Origin of the sequence: Microbacterium insulae (assembly GCF_042677065.1) — a bacterium.
Taxonomy (GTDB): Bacteria; Actinomycetota; Actinomycetes; order Actinomycetales; family Microbacteriaceae; genus Microbacterium; species Microbacterium insulae.
The window spans coordinates 724,331-738,023 of record NZ_JBHTII010000002.1 but is presented as its reverse complement, the minus strand read 5'-3'; the positions used below and the strand labels follow the sequence as shown (position 1 = coordinate 738,023).

Annotated in this window: 10 protein-coding genes; 4 read left to right on the top strand and 6 right to left on the bottom strand. The window is 72.4% G+C overall.

What is annotated here, in order from left to right:
- Positions 1-6: 6 nt before the first annotated feature.
- The gene (locus ACFQ0P_RS16190) at positions 7-1,206 is read right to left on the bottom strand and encodes an aminotransferase class I/II-fold pyridoxal phosphate-dependent enzyme (RefSeq protein WP_204979665.1); all 1,200 of its coding nucleotides are present in this window, start codon (positions 1,204-1,206) and stop codon (positions 7-9) included.
- Positions 1,207-1,321: 115 nt separating this feature from the next.
- Here ACFQ0P_RS16190 and ACFQ0P_RS16185 point away from each other — a divergent pair, with 115 nt between their 5' ends.
- The 3 genes from ACFQ0P_RS16185 (at position 1,322) to ACFQ0P_RS16175 (ending at position 5,715) form a co-directional block, all read left to right on the top strand.
- On the top strand, positions 1,322-2,923 hold the full coding sequence (locus ACFQ0P_RS16185; protein WP_204979664.1) for a S1C family serine protease: 1,602 nt from the start codon (positions 1,322-1,324) through the stop codon (positions 2,921-2,923).
- A gap of 66 nt (positions 2,924-2,989) precedes the next feature.
- Positions 2,990-4,270 carry a CDP-glycerol glycerophosphotransferase family protein gene (locus tag ACFQ0P_RS16180; RefSeq protein ID WP_204979663.1) on the top strand — a complete coding sequence of 427 codons (1,281 nt, stop codon included), beginning with the start codon at positions 2,990-2,992 and terminating at the stop codon, positions 4,268-4,270.
- Positions 4,267-5,715: a CDP-glycerol glycerophosphotransferase family protein gene (locus ACFQ0P_RS16175; RefSeq protein ID WP_204979662.1), complete on the top strand. Its 1,449-nt coding sequence runs from the start codon at positions 4,267-4,269 to the stop codon at positions 5,713-5,715. Before ACFQ0P_RS16180 ends, ACFQ0P_RS16175 begins: the two co-directional genes overlap by 4 nt.
- Positions 5,716-5,735: 20 nt before the next feature.
- On the opposite strand, the gene ACFQ0P_RS16170 is transcribed toward ACFQ0P_RS16175, so the two are convergent.
- The gene (locus ACFQ0P_RS16170) at positions 5,736-6,761 is read right to left on the bottom strand and encodes a glycosyltransferase family 2 protein (protein WP_204981461.1); all 1,026 of its coding nucleotides are present in this window, start codon (positions 6,759-6,761) and stop codon (positions 5,736-5,738) included.
- A gap of 109 nt (positions 6,762-6,870) precedes the next feature.
- Here ACFQ0P_RS16170 and ACFQ0P_RS16165 point away from each other — a divergent pair, with 109 nt between their 5' ends.
- Positions 6,871-8,148, top strand: a complete 1,278-nt coding sequence (locus ACFQ0P_RS16165; protein ID WP_204979661.1) for a CDP-glycerol glycerophosphotransferase family protein — start codon at positions 6,871-6,873, stop codon at positions 8,146-8,148.
- Positions 8,149-8,158: 10 nt separating this feature from the next.
- On the opposite strand, the gene ACFQ0P_RS16160 is transcribed toward ACFQ0P_RS16165, so the two are convergent.
- The 4 genes from ACFQ0P_RS16160 to ACFQ0P_RS16145 form a co-directional block, all read right to left on the bottom strand.
- Complete coding sequence (locus ACFQ0P_RS16160; RefSeq protein WP_204979660.1) at positions 8,159-9,538, bottom strand: maltokinase N-terminal cap-like domain-containing protein; 1,380 nt, start codon at positions 9,536-9,538, stop codon at positions 8,159-8,161.
- A 66-nt stretch (positions 9,539-9,604) separates the two neighbouring features.
- Complete coding sequence (locus ACFQ0P_RS16155) at positions 9,605-10,873, bottom strand: alpha/beta hydrolase family protein (RefSeq protein WP_204979659.1); 1,269 nt, start codon at positions 10,871-10,873, stop codon at positions 9,605-9,607.
- A gap of 29 nt (positions 10,874-10,902) precedes the next feature.
- Entirely contained in the window at positions 10,903-12,564 is a 1,662-nt protein-coding gene (locus ACFQ0P_RS16150) for a S8 family peptidase (protein WP_204979658.1), read from the bottom strand.
- Positions 12,565-12,668: 104 nt separating this feature from the next.
- Positions 12,669-13,637 carry a hypothetical protein gene (locus tag ACFQ0P_RS16145; RefSeq protein WP_204979657.1) on the bottom strand — a complete coding sequence of 323 codons (969 nt, stop codon included), beginning with the start codon at positions 13,635-13,637 and terminating at the stop codon, positions 12,669-12,671.
- Positions 13,638-13,693 lie beyond the last annotated feature (56 nt).

Sequence of the window (13,693 nt, the reverse complement as noted above, 5' to 3'; positions counted from 1 at the left end):
CTCCGCCTACCGGGCCCCGGCCAGCCGCGCGGCGGCTTCGGTGAGGATGTCGACGCGCTTGCACGCGGCGAACCGCACGAGAGTCGCGTACTCGGCGCGACGCTCCGACGTCGTGAAGGCCGTGAGCGGGATCGCGACCACCCCCGCGCGGGCGGGCAGCTCGCGACAGAACGCTCCGGCATCGGTCGCTCCCAAGGCGCGGGCGTCGGCGACCGTGAAGTAGGACCCGGCGGGAGTCGACACGTCGAAGCCGGCGGAGCGCAGCCCGTCGCCGAGCAGGTCCCGCTTCGCGCTCAGCGAGTCCGCGATCCCGCGGAAGAACCCGGCGTCCATCCTCAGGCCGACCGCGACCGCGGGCTGGAAGGGGCTGCCGTTGACGTAGGTGAGGAACTGCTTCACCGTCAGAACGGCGTCGACGAGGGCGGCCGGGCCGCTCACCCAGCCGATCTTCCAGCCCGTGACCGAGAAGGTCTTGCCCGCGGACGAGATGGTGAGCGTCCGCTCCCACGCGCCGGGGAGGGTCGCGAGCGGGACGTGAGGCTCGTCGAAGACGAGATGTTCGTACACCTCGTCGGTGACGATGACGGCGTCGTGGCGCTCCGCCAGCCGCACGATCTCTTCGCGGACTTCGTGCGGGAAGACGGCGCCGGTCGGATTATGGGGGTCGTTCACGAGGATGACGCGGGTGCGGTCGCCCACGGCATCGCGCAGCTCGTCGAGGTCGGGTCGGAAGTCGGGCCAGCGCAGCGGAACAGTCACGAGCCGGGCTCCGGACAGGGCGACGACGGCCGCATAGGAGTCGTAGTGGGGCTCGAACACGACGATCTCGTCGTCCGGACCGTCGACCAGTGCCAGGAGCGTCGCCGCCAGCGCCTCGGTGGCGCCCGCGGTCACGAGCACCTCGCTGCCCGGGTCGGGGCGGAGTCCGTAGAAGCGCTCCTGGTGCTCGGAAATCGCACTGCGCAGCTGCAGGATGCCTCGGCCCGGCGGGTACTGGTTGGCGCCCGCGGCGATCGCCTCCCGTGCCGCCTCGAGCACTTCGGGCGGGCCGTCCTCGTCGGGAAATCCCTGGCCGAGGTTGATCGCGCCCGTTTCGGCCGCGAGAGCCGACATCTCGGCGAAGATGGTGGAGTGGATGGATCCGTCCGAGCCGACCAGACCGGCGCCCGCTGCGGTGCGACGCCATGCTCCAGGGATGTCTCGCATCGGATCACGGTACTCGACCGCCTCACGTGGATTGCATAGACGCGTCCCATTCGCGGCATAAGAAACGCACAGCATCGGTGGGCAGTGTGGTCAGTGCGTTGAAGAAGGAGCGAACATGAGCGACAACCAGGGCACGGGCCCCGCAGACCACACCCCCGACGAGGCGATCGTGAGCACGCCGGGCGGCGAGACCGCGCCCGCCGCTCCCGCCGCGGAGGCGGCTCCCGCCGCCGGAACGCCGGCCGCCCCCACGGCTCCCGCCGCCGAGGCGGCCACCGTTCCCGTGCCGCCGGCACCTCCCACGACCGCAGCCTGGCAGGCGGCGCAGCAGGCGCCGCTGAACCCGCAGCCCGCCCCGCCCGCCGGCTACCCGTCTCACGCGCAGGCCTACGCCCGTCCGCAGGGCTACGCCGGCCAGACGGCCCCGTACCCGCAGTACGCGGGTCAGGCCGCTCCCGGCGCGGGATTCGGTCCGGCCGCCACAGGGACCACGCCCACCGCGCCGGCGAAGAAGAAGAAGTCCGGCTCGGGCAAGGTCGTCGGCCTCATCCTCGCTGCCGCGATCGTCGGCGGGGCCGCCGGCCTCGGCGGCGCGTACGCGGGAGTCACGCTGTTCGCCCCGGACGGCACCTCGCCCGCGGCCGGTCCTACCACGGTGACCGTCAACGACACCGACTCGGTGAACCAGACCACCGCGATCGCGGCGAAGGTCGTGCCGAGCGTCGTCACGATCGCGGCCACCAGCGACAGCGGCAGCGGCACGGGATCCGGCGTCGTGCTCAGCGAGGACGGCTACGTCGTCACCAACACGCACGTGGTCACGCTCGACGGCGCGACCGGCGATGCGTCGATCCGGGTGACCACGTCCGACGGTCATGTGTACGACGCCGAGGTCGTCGGAACCGACCCGACGTACGACCTCGCCGTGATCAAGATCACCGACGCCGAGGGCCTCACGCCCATCGAGTTCGCGTCCTCGGCCGACCTGAACGTCGGTGACGAGACGATCGCCGTCGGCGCGCCGCTGGGGCTCTCCAACACCGTGACGACCGGCATCGTCAGCGCCCTGAACCGGTCCATCGAGATCGCCTCGTCGGCGGCGCCCGAGTCCGGCGACGCCGACGAGGACCAGCCGTCCGACCCGCAGGACCAGGGGAGCCCGTTCCAGTTCGACTTCGGGCAGGGGCAGTCGCAGCAGACCCCGAGCGAGTCGATCAAGATCGCCGTGATCCAGACCGACGCCGCCATCAACCCGGGCAACTCCGGCGGTGCGCTCGTGGACTCCGAGGGACGGCTCATCGGCATCAACGTGGCCATCGCGACCGCCGGCGGCGGCTCGGGCGGCGGAGCCGGCTCGATCGGGGTCGGCTTCGCGATCCCGTCCGACATCGCTCAGCGCATCACGGAAGAGATCATCGAGAACGGCGAGGCGACCCACGGTCTGCTGGGGGCGAACGTGCTGTCGGCCGCCCAGGTCGAGGGCTCGACGATCGCCGGCGCCTACATCCAGGAGGCCGTGGAGGGCGGGGCAGCCGCCGCGGCCGGTCTCCGCGAGGGCGACATCGTCACGGCGTTCAACGACGTGCCGGTGACCGACTCCGTCGATCTGACGGCTCAGGTGCGCGCCGCAGCCGCCGGCAGCGACGCGACCGTGACCTTCGTCCGCGACGGCGAGACCCAGACCGTCGACGTCACGCTCGGAACCCTCGAGCCGTAACGACCACTGACGCACGAGGACGCCATCTCGCAGCTCGCCCGCAACCGCGGGCGCTAGGCTCGCGGGGTGGCGTCCTTCTCGTTCGGCGCGGGGAACGCGCGCAAGCTGGCCGCGCTCCCGCTCTACGCCGCCGGACGCCTGCTGACCCTCGTGATCCCGCGATCCCGCGACCAGTGGGTGTTCGGCTGCGGTGCGGGAATCGGCGACGGAGCTCTCGCGGTGTGGCAGGAAGCTGCGGCCGAGGGGCGCCCAGCGGTCTGGCTGGTCTCGTCGCGGCGGGAGGCGACGGATGCCGCGGCCCGCGGCATCCCCACCGTCCCGAAGTCCTCGCTGCACGGCCTGTGGCGCACCGCCCGCGCGCGCGTGGTGGTCGTCACCCACGGCTTCGGCGACGTCAACCGCTACGCCGTGTCGGGGGCGTTCATCGTCCAGTTGTGGCACGGCATCCCGCTCAAGCGGATCGGGCTCGATTCGCCCGAGACGCTGCGGCTGCCCGGTCCGCTCGCGCGGTCGCGAGCCGTGCAGCCCGTGCGCACCCTGCTGCGGGCGATGTTCCGCGGCGCGGCCCGGCGCATCGACATCGTCCCGGCGGCATCGCACGCCGTCCGCGGGCGGCTCGAGTCGGCCTTCTCGCTTCCCCATCACCGGGTTCCCGTCACGGGAGAGCCCCGCGTGGACGTTCTGTCGCGGGGCAGCGCGGAGGACCGTCGCACGCTCGCCCGCGCGGAGATCTCGCGCGCGGTCGGCGAGCTCGGGGCCGACGCCCGCCTCGTGCTGTATGCGCCGACGTGGCGCGACGGAGCCCCCGATCCGGCGGTGCCGTCCCGCGACGAGTGGGAGGGGATCCTCGAGGCTCTCGAGCGGCTGGATGCCGTGCTCCTCGTGCGCTCGCATCCCCTCGGTGCCGGCGAGTACGTCCCGCCGCGTCCGAGCGAGCGCGTGCGGCCGCTCGGACGCGATCTGGTCGCCGACGTCACGCCGCTCCTCCCCGGCGTCGACGTCCTCGTGACCGACTACTCGTCGCTCGCGTACGACTCGGCACTCGTGCCGCTCCCCGTGGTGTACCTCGCACCGGACGTCGACGAGTACGCCCGGCGCCGCGGCTTCTACGGCCGCTATGCCGATGTGGCGGGAACGGACTGGGCCACCGGCTGGCGTGAGGCGCTCGCGCAGCTGGACGCGGTCCTCGATGACGAGGCGGAGCGCGCGCGCCGGCTCGATGCGGCGCGAGCACTGAGCGCGAGAGTGCACCGATTCCGGGACGGCGGCAGCGCGCGACGCGTTTACCGTGCGATTCTGGCGGGATCGACGCGTGCGGCCGACGCCGCCGGGAGAGGACCGCGATGACCGACGCACGCTTCACCTCGGACGGCGGTGCGGCCCTGCTCCTGTCCGGCACGGGTCCCCGGCCGGTCTCGATCGAGCTCGTCGGTCGGCGCGCACGGGTCGCCGCGGCGCTCACCGGTCGCGGAAAGACCTGGAAGGCCGTTGTGCCGCTCCGGGCCGCGCGCTGGGGTGGGCCGGAGCTGCCGCTGCCGGCCGGCGACTATGCGCTGCAGGCCGTCGGCGCCGAGGGGGGCGAGGTCGCGGCGCCACCCGACCTGCCCCTGACTCAGCTCGGCACGCTGCGCGCAGAGCTCGCCGGCTGGTCCCTGCGGGTCGGGCCGCCGATCGATCCTGCGTACGACTCGGGCGAGGGACAGGACGCGCTCGAGCGCCGTTACGCCCACCGCTCCACGAACGCCGAGAACGCCGTGTTCTTCGAGAGCTTCTACGGTCGCAACGCCAGCTGCAACCCGCTGGCGATCGATCGCGAACTCGCCCGCCGTGCGCCGGGCGTCACGCGCTACTGGAGCGTCGTGGATCTCTCGGTCGCGGTGCCCGACGGGGCCATCGCGATCGTCGAGGGCAGCCCCGAGTGGTGGCGCGCGCGGGGCTCGGCCAGACTCCTCGTGGTCAACGACTGGCTGCGACGGCGGTTCTCGCGCCGGAACGGGCAGGTCGTGCTCCAGACATGGCACGGGACGCCGCTCAAGCGGCTGGCGTTGCACCGCCCGGGATTCGACCCGCGGCGCATGGCGGCGGTCTTCCGGGAGTCGCGTCGGTGGAACGTGCTGCTGGCGCAGAATCCGTATGCCGCCGGCATCCTGCGCAAGGCCTACGCCTTCGGTTCCCGGCCCGTGTGGGTCGAGGGCTACCCCCGAAACGATGTGCTCGTCACCGGCGACGGCGGCGCCACGCGCGCGGCCCTCGGCATCCGCCCCGGCGAGCGGGTGCTGCTGTACGCGCCGACGTGGCGCGACGACCGCTCCGAGATCGTCGACTTCGTCGATCCCGTGGCCCTGGCCGACGCCGCCGACGCGGTCGTGCTGGTGCGCGGCCACTCCCGCACCCTGCGAGAGGGGAGGGATGCCGAAGGCCCGCGCGTGATCGACGTCACGGGGTTCCCCGACACCTCGCTCCTGCTGCTGGCCGCGGACGCACTCGTCACGGACTACTCGTCGGTGATGTTCGACTTCTCCGTCACCGGGAAGCCGATGTACTTCCTGGTGCCCGACATGGAGCACTACCGCGGTCAGCTGCGGGGCTTCTACTTCGACCTCGTGGCGCGCGCACCCGGACCCGTGGTGCGCTCGCAGGACGAGCTCGTCGCCGCGCTCGCCGATCCGCCCTCCGACTACGACGAGCGATACCGGACCTGGCGCGCCGCATTCAACGCCCGGGACGACGGCCACGCCGCCGAGCGGGTCGTCGCGCGCATCCTCGATCAGGGTTTCGTCGACGCGGGGTGAGGAGCGGCCGCGGACGCGGCTCAGGGGAGCGGGGTGTTGCGGGCTCCGAGGCGCGACGTGTCCACGGTGTCGTGCGCCCCGCGCACCACGCCGACGAGGAAGCCCCAGCCCCACGCGAGATGCATGGTCGGCAGCACGGCGGCCGTCCAGAGCTTGTCGCGCCATCCGCGGCCTCCGCCGGGTCCGAGCGACACCCCGACGATGACGACGGCGTAAGCCGCCACCGGCAGGTAGACGAGGGAGGCCGCCACCGACCACCAGCCGCCCAGGACGCCGCTCAGCTGGAGCACGGCCACGACCGCGGCCACGAAGATGTCGAGCACGAGGAGCGGAGGTGCGAAGAAGCGCAGCGAGTTGCCGCGCCCGAATCGTCGAACCAGTTCTCCCCGCCACCGACCGGTGGCCGAGAACTGCCGGGCCAGGCGCGGCCAGCTCTCGCGCGGCCAGTACGTCACCGACAGCGCCGGGTCGAACCACACGCGGTAGCCGGCGCGGCGGATCCGCAGGTTCAGCTCCCAGTCCTCGCCCCGCCGGATCGACTCGTCGAACAGGCCGACCTCATCGAGGGCGGCACGGCGGATCACACCGAGGTACGCCGATTCGGCTTCGCCCTCCTCGGTGCCCCCGTGGTAGGCGCCGCCGCCGAGGCCGATCGGCGAGTTGTACGCGCGCGCGACGGCCCGCTGGAACGGTGTGCGGCCGTCGGCGCGCATCACCCCGCCGACGTTGGCCGCGCGCACCCGCCGGAGGGTCTCCAGTGCGCGGCGGGTGTAGTCGGGCTCGAGCTCGGAGTGGGCGTCGACGCGGACGATCGTCGGGAACCGGCCGGCGCGGATGGCGAGATTCAGACCGACCGGGATGTCGGCGCGGGGATTGTCGACGAGGACGATGCGGGGGTCGGCGTCCGCGAGCCGGCGGGCGAGTGCGGTCGTGCCGTCCGTGGACGGGGCAAGGGCGATGATGAGCTCGAACGGCCCGTCCACGTCCTGCGCCATCACGGTCTCGACGGCGCGTTGGAGATAGTCGGCCTCGTTGAGGACGGGCATGACATACGTCACGCCGGCCCCGGGAGGGACGTCCGGCGCATCACGGCGCCCACGTTCATCGACCTGCACGCGTCGATCATGTCATGTGTCGCCTGGGTAGTCTGGAGGCGTGGGTCTGGTCTCGGATGGCAAGAAGGCGGTCGCACTGGTCCGCAAGGCGGTGAAGAATCGCCGCGCCGTCATCGATGTCCGGCGCTCCCTCGCCGGCCGGCCGCAGCATCCACGCTTCCACTACCGCGTTGCCGTCTACTTCGCCGACGGAAACGTGAACATGTACCAGATGCGGCAGTGGTACAAGCCGCTCGCGGACCTCGCGCGGACGTGGCCCGTCGTCGTGCTCAGCCGCTCCGCGACCGGCGCGAGGGCTCTGCTCGCGGAGGATTCGCCGCCCGTGGCGTTCGTCCCGACCGTGCGCGACCTCGAGGCCTTTCTCGCCGAGCAGGACATCCGCGTGGTGCTCTACGTCAACCAGAACACCCGCAACTTCCAGATGTTCCGGTACGGGCGTCGCTGGCACGTCTTCATCAACCACGGCGAGTCCGACAAGATGTACATGACCACCAATCAGTACAAGGCGTACGACTTCGCCTTCATCGCGGGGGATGCCGCGCGCGAGCGGCTCTCGCGGGTGCTGTGGGACTACGACGTCGACCGCCGCGCCATCGCGATCGGCCGTCCGCAGGCCGACCACTACTCGGGCTCGCTGCCGTACACGCCCGACGACCGCATCGTCGTCCTCTACGCCCCGACGTGGGAGGGCGACCGCCCGTCCGCCCACTACGGCTCGATCGCGTCGCACGGCGAGGCACTGGCGGCTGCCGTGCTCTCGTCCCCGCGGCACCGCCTGATCTACCGCCCGCATCCGCGGTCGGGCGTGGTCGATCCCGCCTACGGCGCGGCGAACCGCCGGATCGTCGCCGCGATCGCCGCCGCGAACGCGGCCGATCCTGCCGCGGGGCACGTTCACGACGACGGGCCCGACCTCGGGTGGCAGCTCTCGGCCGCCGACGTGGCCGTCGTCGACATCTCGGCGATGGTCTACGACCGGCTCGCGGCCGACAAGCCGCTGCTGGTCACCCGCCCCGTCGACCCGGCCGCCGCCATCGACACCCACGGCTACCTCTCGGCGTGCGAGTGGCTGGATGCCTCGGCCGCGGCATCCGTCATCGCCGAGACGGATCGCGTCCTCGGCGACCCCGAGGCGGTTGCGCGCCTCGAGCACTGGGTGCGCCACTACTTCGGAGACACCTCGCCCGGCGCCGCCACGAACCGGTTCCACGCCGCCATCGGGCATCTCATGGACGAGTGGGGGCGGTGGTACGCGCTGTCGTCCGACGAGGACGACCCGGACGAGGGCGACGAGGCCGAGCTCGACGACGACGCCTGACGGCGCGCGGTCACGCGACCGGTGCCGGCCGCTCGACGAGCCGTGCGATCGCGCGCAGCGGGATCGTGACCCACGTGGGACGGTTCCTTGCCTCGTAGATGGCCTCGTACACGGCCTTGTCGAGCTCGAGCGCCGCCAGGACCGACTCCTCGCTGCGCAGGTCCGCGCCGGAGGCCAGGGCGTATCCCTCGAGGAAGCCCTCGCGCGCGGAACGGGCCCAGTCTCGTGCGGCCTCGGGCGAGCGCTGCGGATCGTCCAGTCGGATGGACCCGGCGACGTAGTCGAATGACCGCAGCATGCCGGCCACGTCGCGCAGCGCGAGATCCGCGCTCGTGCGCTCCGCCATCGGGCGCAGCGGCTCTCCTTCGAAGTCCAGGAGCACCCACCCGCGGCCGGGCACGTGGAGCACCTGGCCGAGGTGGTAGTCGCCGTGGATCCGCTGCTGCTCCGGCCACGGTGCCGTCGCAGCCCGCGCGTACACGCTCTCGATGGCTTCGCGGCGCTCCGCGATCTCCGGGACCTCGGCGATCGCGATGGTGAGACGCCGCTGCCACGTGCCGACGGTCGCCCGGCGGTCGTCGGCCGACGTCGGCCGGGTGGGGAACAGCTCCGCGAGCGACACGTGCACCTCGGCGGTCGCGGCTCCGAGGGCGCGTGCCGAGTCGCGGAAGTCGTCGCCCCGTGCCGCGGCGTGGAGCGCGACGCGCCAGGCGTCCTCGACGTCGGGGAGGAACTCCTGGGCCGAAGCCAGGGATCCGCTGACGCTGCCGCGGGCGGTGGCGAGGTCGGGCCACGTGCCCTCCACCCAGCCGACGGCGCGCGGCACATGCACCGAGCCCGCCTCGGCGAGGGCGGTGGGGAGCTCGATGTCGGGATTGAGGCCGGCCTGCAGCTGGCGGTACACCTTGCAGATCACGGGCATCCCGCTCGACCGGTAGATGAGGGATGTGTTGGACTGCTCGCCGCTCATGACGCTCGCCGTCGGAGTGCCGGCGGTGTGCCCGGGACGGCGCGGATGCCCGGTCGCGACCGTCCGCGGGCCCTCTCCGCTCCCGCCGACGGTGACCAGATCGTAGAGCGCGCGGGCGTAGGCGGGGTCGTGCGGTCCGTCGATGAACGTCGTGCCGGGTTCGGGGCTGCCGATCACGTGGTCGGGGTGCGCATCGACGGTCTCGGTGGCCCGGGAGACGACGGGCAGCTGGTACAGCACGACGGGGAGGGCGCCCTCGTCCGCGACGAGGTATGTCCGGATGCGCGCCCCGGCGTCCGCGGCGCTCGCGGGCGGCAGATCCCACCACGAGACCAGGCGCAGGCTCGGCGGGCGCCCCTTCGCGGCGTACCACCGCTGCCGGGGCATCCACGCCGCCAGGCACGCGAGAGTGCTGTCCATGGGACTGAGCGTATTCCCGCGCGCGGCGGCGTGTCGATCAGAGGGTCCGTGTCCGCCGGATCCGGTTCAGGTGCTCGTCACGGCCGAGAGGACGGCGTAGCCGACCTGCCGGCCGGTCACGTCCCCGTGTCCCGTGATGAAGGCATCCGCGTCGAGAGACCACACGTCGTGCTCCGCGAAGGCGTAGGTGCCGCCGACGTCGAGGAGCTTGCCGGCCGCGCCGCCGGGCGTCTTGAGAGCTCCGTTGCGGCCGATCCCGCCGTACGGATCGTTCTCGTCGCCGAGGCCCACGCCGATCTGCCGGGCCAGCCGGGACGCGATCGGGTAGGCGATCCCCACCGCCTTGTCGTTGCGCGTGTGGGTGATGATGATCGGACCGTGCACCTTGCCGGGCGCCGTGACGAACAGGCCGTTCTTGCGCGCGCCGTCCCAGCCTTCCGCCATGCCGAAGTGGCTGTAGGCCGCCTGCAGGAGCGACAGCGAAGAGACGGGGGCAGAGGTGGCGACCGTCGCCGCCGTCATCGCCCGTCCTCCGAACGAGTGGCCGACCAGGTGGAGGCGGGTGTCGCCGGAGTGGGCGTGGAGCCGGTCGAGGAGATCCGCGATGCCCTTGGTTCCGACGGTTCCCGCACGCTCCTTCATCGTGTAGTACGTCGCGACGTTCACCAGGTTGCGAGCCGCCCCGACGATGCTGTCGAAGAAGCCGGCGCCACCGCCCGCCGGCAGGGGCTCGAGCCCGGCGGGATCGAGGGATGCCGCGCCCCCGGCGGCGGCGGGAGCCCCCTCCAGGGCGCCGCCTCCGCGGGCGGCGGCCATCACCTCCGCCGCGGGTGCCTTGGTGAGTGCCTCGAACCCTCCTCCGTCTTCGCCCTCGGACGCCTGGGGGAGCGTGGTGCGCAGCAGTGCCACGAACTCCTCCTGCGCCTCGGATGAGGTGTCGAGGCGGGGTGCGAGGGCGAGCAGCCGCTCTCGGGTGCCGGCGTCGTCGACGCGCTCCGCGATCTCGGCCTCGAGGGCGGCGAGTTCGTCCCCGATACCGGCTCCCGCGCCGTCGTTCTCGACCGGCGCCCACTGGATCGACGGCCAGAGCACCCCGACGACGGCCAACCGCCGACTCGCGGCGCCCGGTACCCGGGGGCGCACCGCGACGATCGAGTCCACGAGTCGCTCGTACAGCTCGCGCGCCTGGCCGGCGGTGTTGTTCCAGCCGTGCGCCACGACGATGACGTCCGTCGGGCGTTTGTCGTCGAGGAGCTTCTCGGCCTCGTCGATCTGCTCCGGGTCGACGTATCCGCCCTTCGCGTCGAACTCGACCTCGGTGTAGGGGAGCTTCATGTCCTCATTCCTTCCGCTCGTGCGCGCGATCACACGCTCTGGATGGCACGCATCGCGTCGACGAGGCCTCGGCCCTGGAAGGCCGGGTCGCGACCGAGATCACTGGCCGAGTCCATGAGCACGCGCTTGACATCATCGGGCTTGCCGATGAACTCGCGATGGACCGAGAGGAACGCCGCCGCGACGCCCGACACGTGCGGCGCGGACATCGACGTGCCCGAGTCCTCGACGTACGTGATGTCGGCCGCCTTCTCGCCCGGCTTCAGCTGCACCGTTGCGCGCGCCTTGTCGAGGAGCTCGCCGGCTCCCGCGCTCACGACACGCTCGCCGGGCGCCACGAGGTCGGGCTTGCGCCGGCCGTCGCCGGTGGGTCCCTTCGACGAGAAGTACGACACCCCCGTGGAGTAGGGCTTGAGGGATGTCGAGCCCACGGTGATCGCGCGTTCGGCGTTCCCGGGGTCGTTGATCGTCATGCCGAACCCCAGCCGCATCTCTCGGCGGAGGGTGTCCAGCGCTGCGCCGTATCCGGTGTTCCCGGCCGAGACGACCACGCACACGCCGTTCGCGACGAGCCGGTCGACCTCGCGGCACACGGGGGAGAGGCCGGTCGCGAACCACGACGGGTCGAAGGCGTACCCGAGCGACAGGTTGACGCCGTGCACGTTGAGCTCGCGGCCCCAGCGGTTGAGCTCCTGGATGTGCTCGAGCGCCTTGAGCAGGGCCTCGAGGTCGCCGGTCCGATCATCGGCGAGGACCTTGATGGGCAGGATCTTGGTCTCGGGAGCCATGCCGCTGATGCGCTCGAGCGGCACCCGCTCCACGCCGGTCGCCCCCTCCGCCGTGCGGTACCAGGTCGCCGCGGCGATCGGCTTGCGTGCGGTGGCGGTCTGCCCCCCGGCGATGATCCCCGCCACGTGCGTGCCGTGACCGTTGGGGTCGCGCACCGCGGCGTCGTCGTCCGTTCCGCGGACGAAGGAACGAGGCGCGAGACCGGCCGGAAGATCGAGCGTTCGGTGCGTCGCGAAGTGCTTGTGGCCGGCGTCGATCCCGGTGTCGAGCACCGCCCACACGATGCCGTCACCGGTCGCGTCGAACGCTCGCACCGCCGCGTCGCACTTGGTCGTGATGACGGAGCGGTGGATGGTCGCGCTGACCTCGAAGTTCGGCCAGACGCGGTTGATCAGGCTCCGGGGCGCGGTCTTGGCCTCCTGGCGGCCGCCGGCGGGGCGTGCGCCTTTGTCGCCGTCCCACCCCACCAGCCGCAGGATCTCGGTGGCAGTCAGCGCGGCGAAGACGTAGCCTCCCGTCGCGCGGACGAGTTCGGGGTCCTTCGCCCGCGTCTTCCCCCCGGCGGAGTGGGACACCGCGAAGACGACTCCGACCGTCAGTTCGGCGACGGCGGTGTCCAGCGGCAGCCCGCTGTCGGTGCGGAGCTCGACGACGATCCCGATGAGCTCGTCGGCGGTGGCCGATGCCATCCGCTCGGCGAGCGGGCGTGTGATGACCGAGTCGGTCACGAGCGACACCGTGCGCGGCATGCCGGGCAGCGAGAACGCCGGTGGTGAGGATGACGCATCGGACGCGGGCGTCTCGCCTTGGGCCATGGGCTTGGGCGCGTCTGGCTCGAGCTCTGGCTCAGGCGGAACCGCAGAGAACTCCCGCGGATTGCCGTCGCCCTCGTCGGTGGGCATGAGCCCTCGTCTCTCTCCCCGCGGCGAGAGTACTCCCGCCGCCCCTCCCGGCACCAGAGAGGACGCGGTGGGCGCGGCTGATACGTTGCGGCAGCGGCGACGGGTCAGTCGTCGCCGATGTCGTCCTCGGGGATGTCGTGTTCGGCGTCGACGTCTCGGCCGGGACGTTCGGGCGACGACAGCTCCTTGCGGCGGCCGACGCGCCGCGCGGCTCCGCCCACGGTCGAAGCGCCCCGCGCGACGCCGCCGGCGATCGCGCTGCCGGCGCGCCGGATCGTGCGGGTGGCGGCGTGCTCGAGGCGCAGGGTACCCGGGCGGGGCTCCAGGTCGGGAGGAAGAAGGACGGGCGGCGCTCCGAACGCCCGTCTCGAGGTGACCAGCACGCGGCGGCCAAGGATGTTGTTGCCCGCGCCGCCGATCGCCGCACCGATGCCGAACGGCAGGGCCTTGCCGATCCACGATGCGCCGCCGCGGGCCGCGAACTGGTGGATGAAGGTCGTCTTCAGGCGATCGACGATCGGCCCCATGGCCGCGCGGGGGATCGTCTTGGTGACGAGCTCGCCCCAGTAACGGTCGCGCGCTGGTCCCCTCCCCATCGCCTGGCCGGCGAGCTGGGACACGAGGTCGACCCCCTCCTTGCCGAGCATGAGCGTCAGCACGAGCGCGCGAGCGCGATCGGGGTCGGCGACAGGGATGCCGTGCACCTCTGCGACGGACTGGGCGAACAGGGTCGTGGCCTCGAGGAATCCCACGGTCTCGACGCCGCTGAGGGCGAGCGTGACCCCGGTCCCGATGCCGGGGACGACGGCGGTTGCACCGACAGCGGCGCCGCCGGTCGTGACGGCGGCGAGGTAGCGACGCTCGAGGATCCGGACGATGTCCGCGGACGAGGCATCCGGGTGCCGCAGACGGATGCTGCGCAGGTGCGCGAGTACGACGGGGCGCTGGATCGCGAGCACGCGGTCCAGCGCGCGGATCGTGCGGGGATGCTCCTCGGACCCCGCGGGCGGGAGTCCGCCCTGCCAGGGGGAGTCGCCCGGCAGGGAGTGGATGCGGTGCACCTTCTCGCTCATCGGGCGATCCTATGCGGATCGACCTGGACGCACGCCCCGGGTTGACAGGATGATCG

Coding starts and splice junctions, on each gene's coding strand:
- ACFQ0P_RS16155 (WP_204979659.1), bottom strand. CDS start 10,873: ATGAAGCTCCCCTACACCGAGGTCGAGTTCGACGCGAAGGGCGGATAC.
- ACFQ0P_RS16150 (WP_204979658.1), bottom strand. CDS start 12,564: ATGCCCACCGACGAGGGCGACGGCAATCCGCGGGAGTTCTCTGCGGTT.
- ACFQ0P_RS16170 (WP_204981461.1), bottom strand. CDS start 6,761: ATGCCCGTCCTCAACGAGGCCGACTATCTCCAACGCGCCGTCGAGACC.
- ACFQ0P_RS16185 (WP_204979664.1), top strand. CDS start 1,322: ATGAGCGACAACCAGGGCACGGGCCCCGCAGACCACACCCCCGACGAG.
- ACFQ0P_RS16145 (WP_204979657.1), bottom strand. CDS start 13,637: ATGAGCGAGAAGGTGCACCGCATCCACTCCCTGCCGGGCGACTCCCCC.
- ACFQ0P_RS16175 (WP_204979662.1), top strand. CDS start 4,267: ATGACCGACGCACGCTTCACCTCGGACGGCGGTGCGGCCCTGCTCCTG.
- ACFQ0P_RS16160 (WP_204979660.1), bottom strand. CDS start 9,538: ATGGACAGCACTCTCGCGTGCCTGGCGGCGTGGATGCCCCGGCAGCGG.
- ACFQ0P_RS16190 (WP_204979665.1), bottom strand. CDS start 1,206: ATGCGAGACATCCCTGGAGCATGGCGTCGCACCGCAGCGGGCGCCGGT.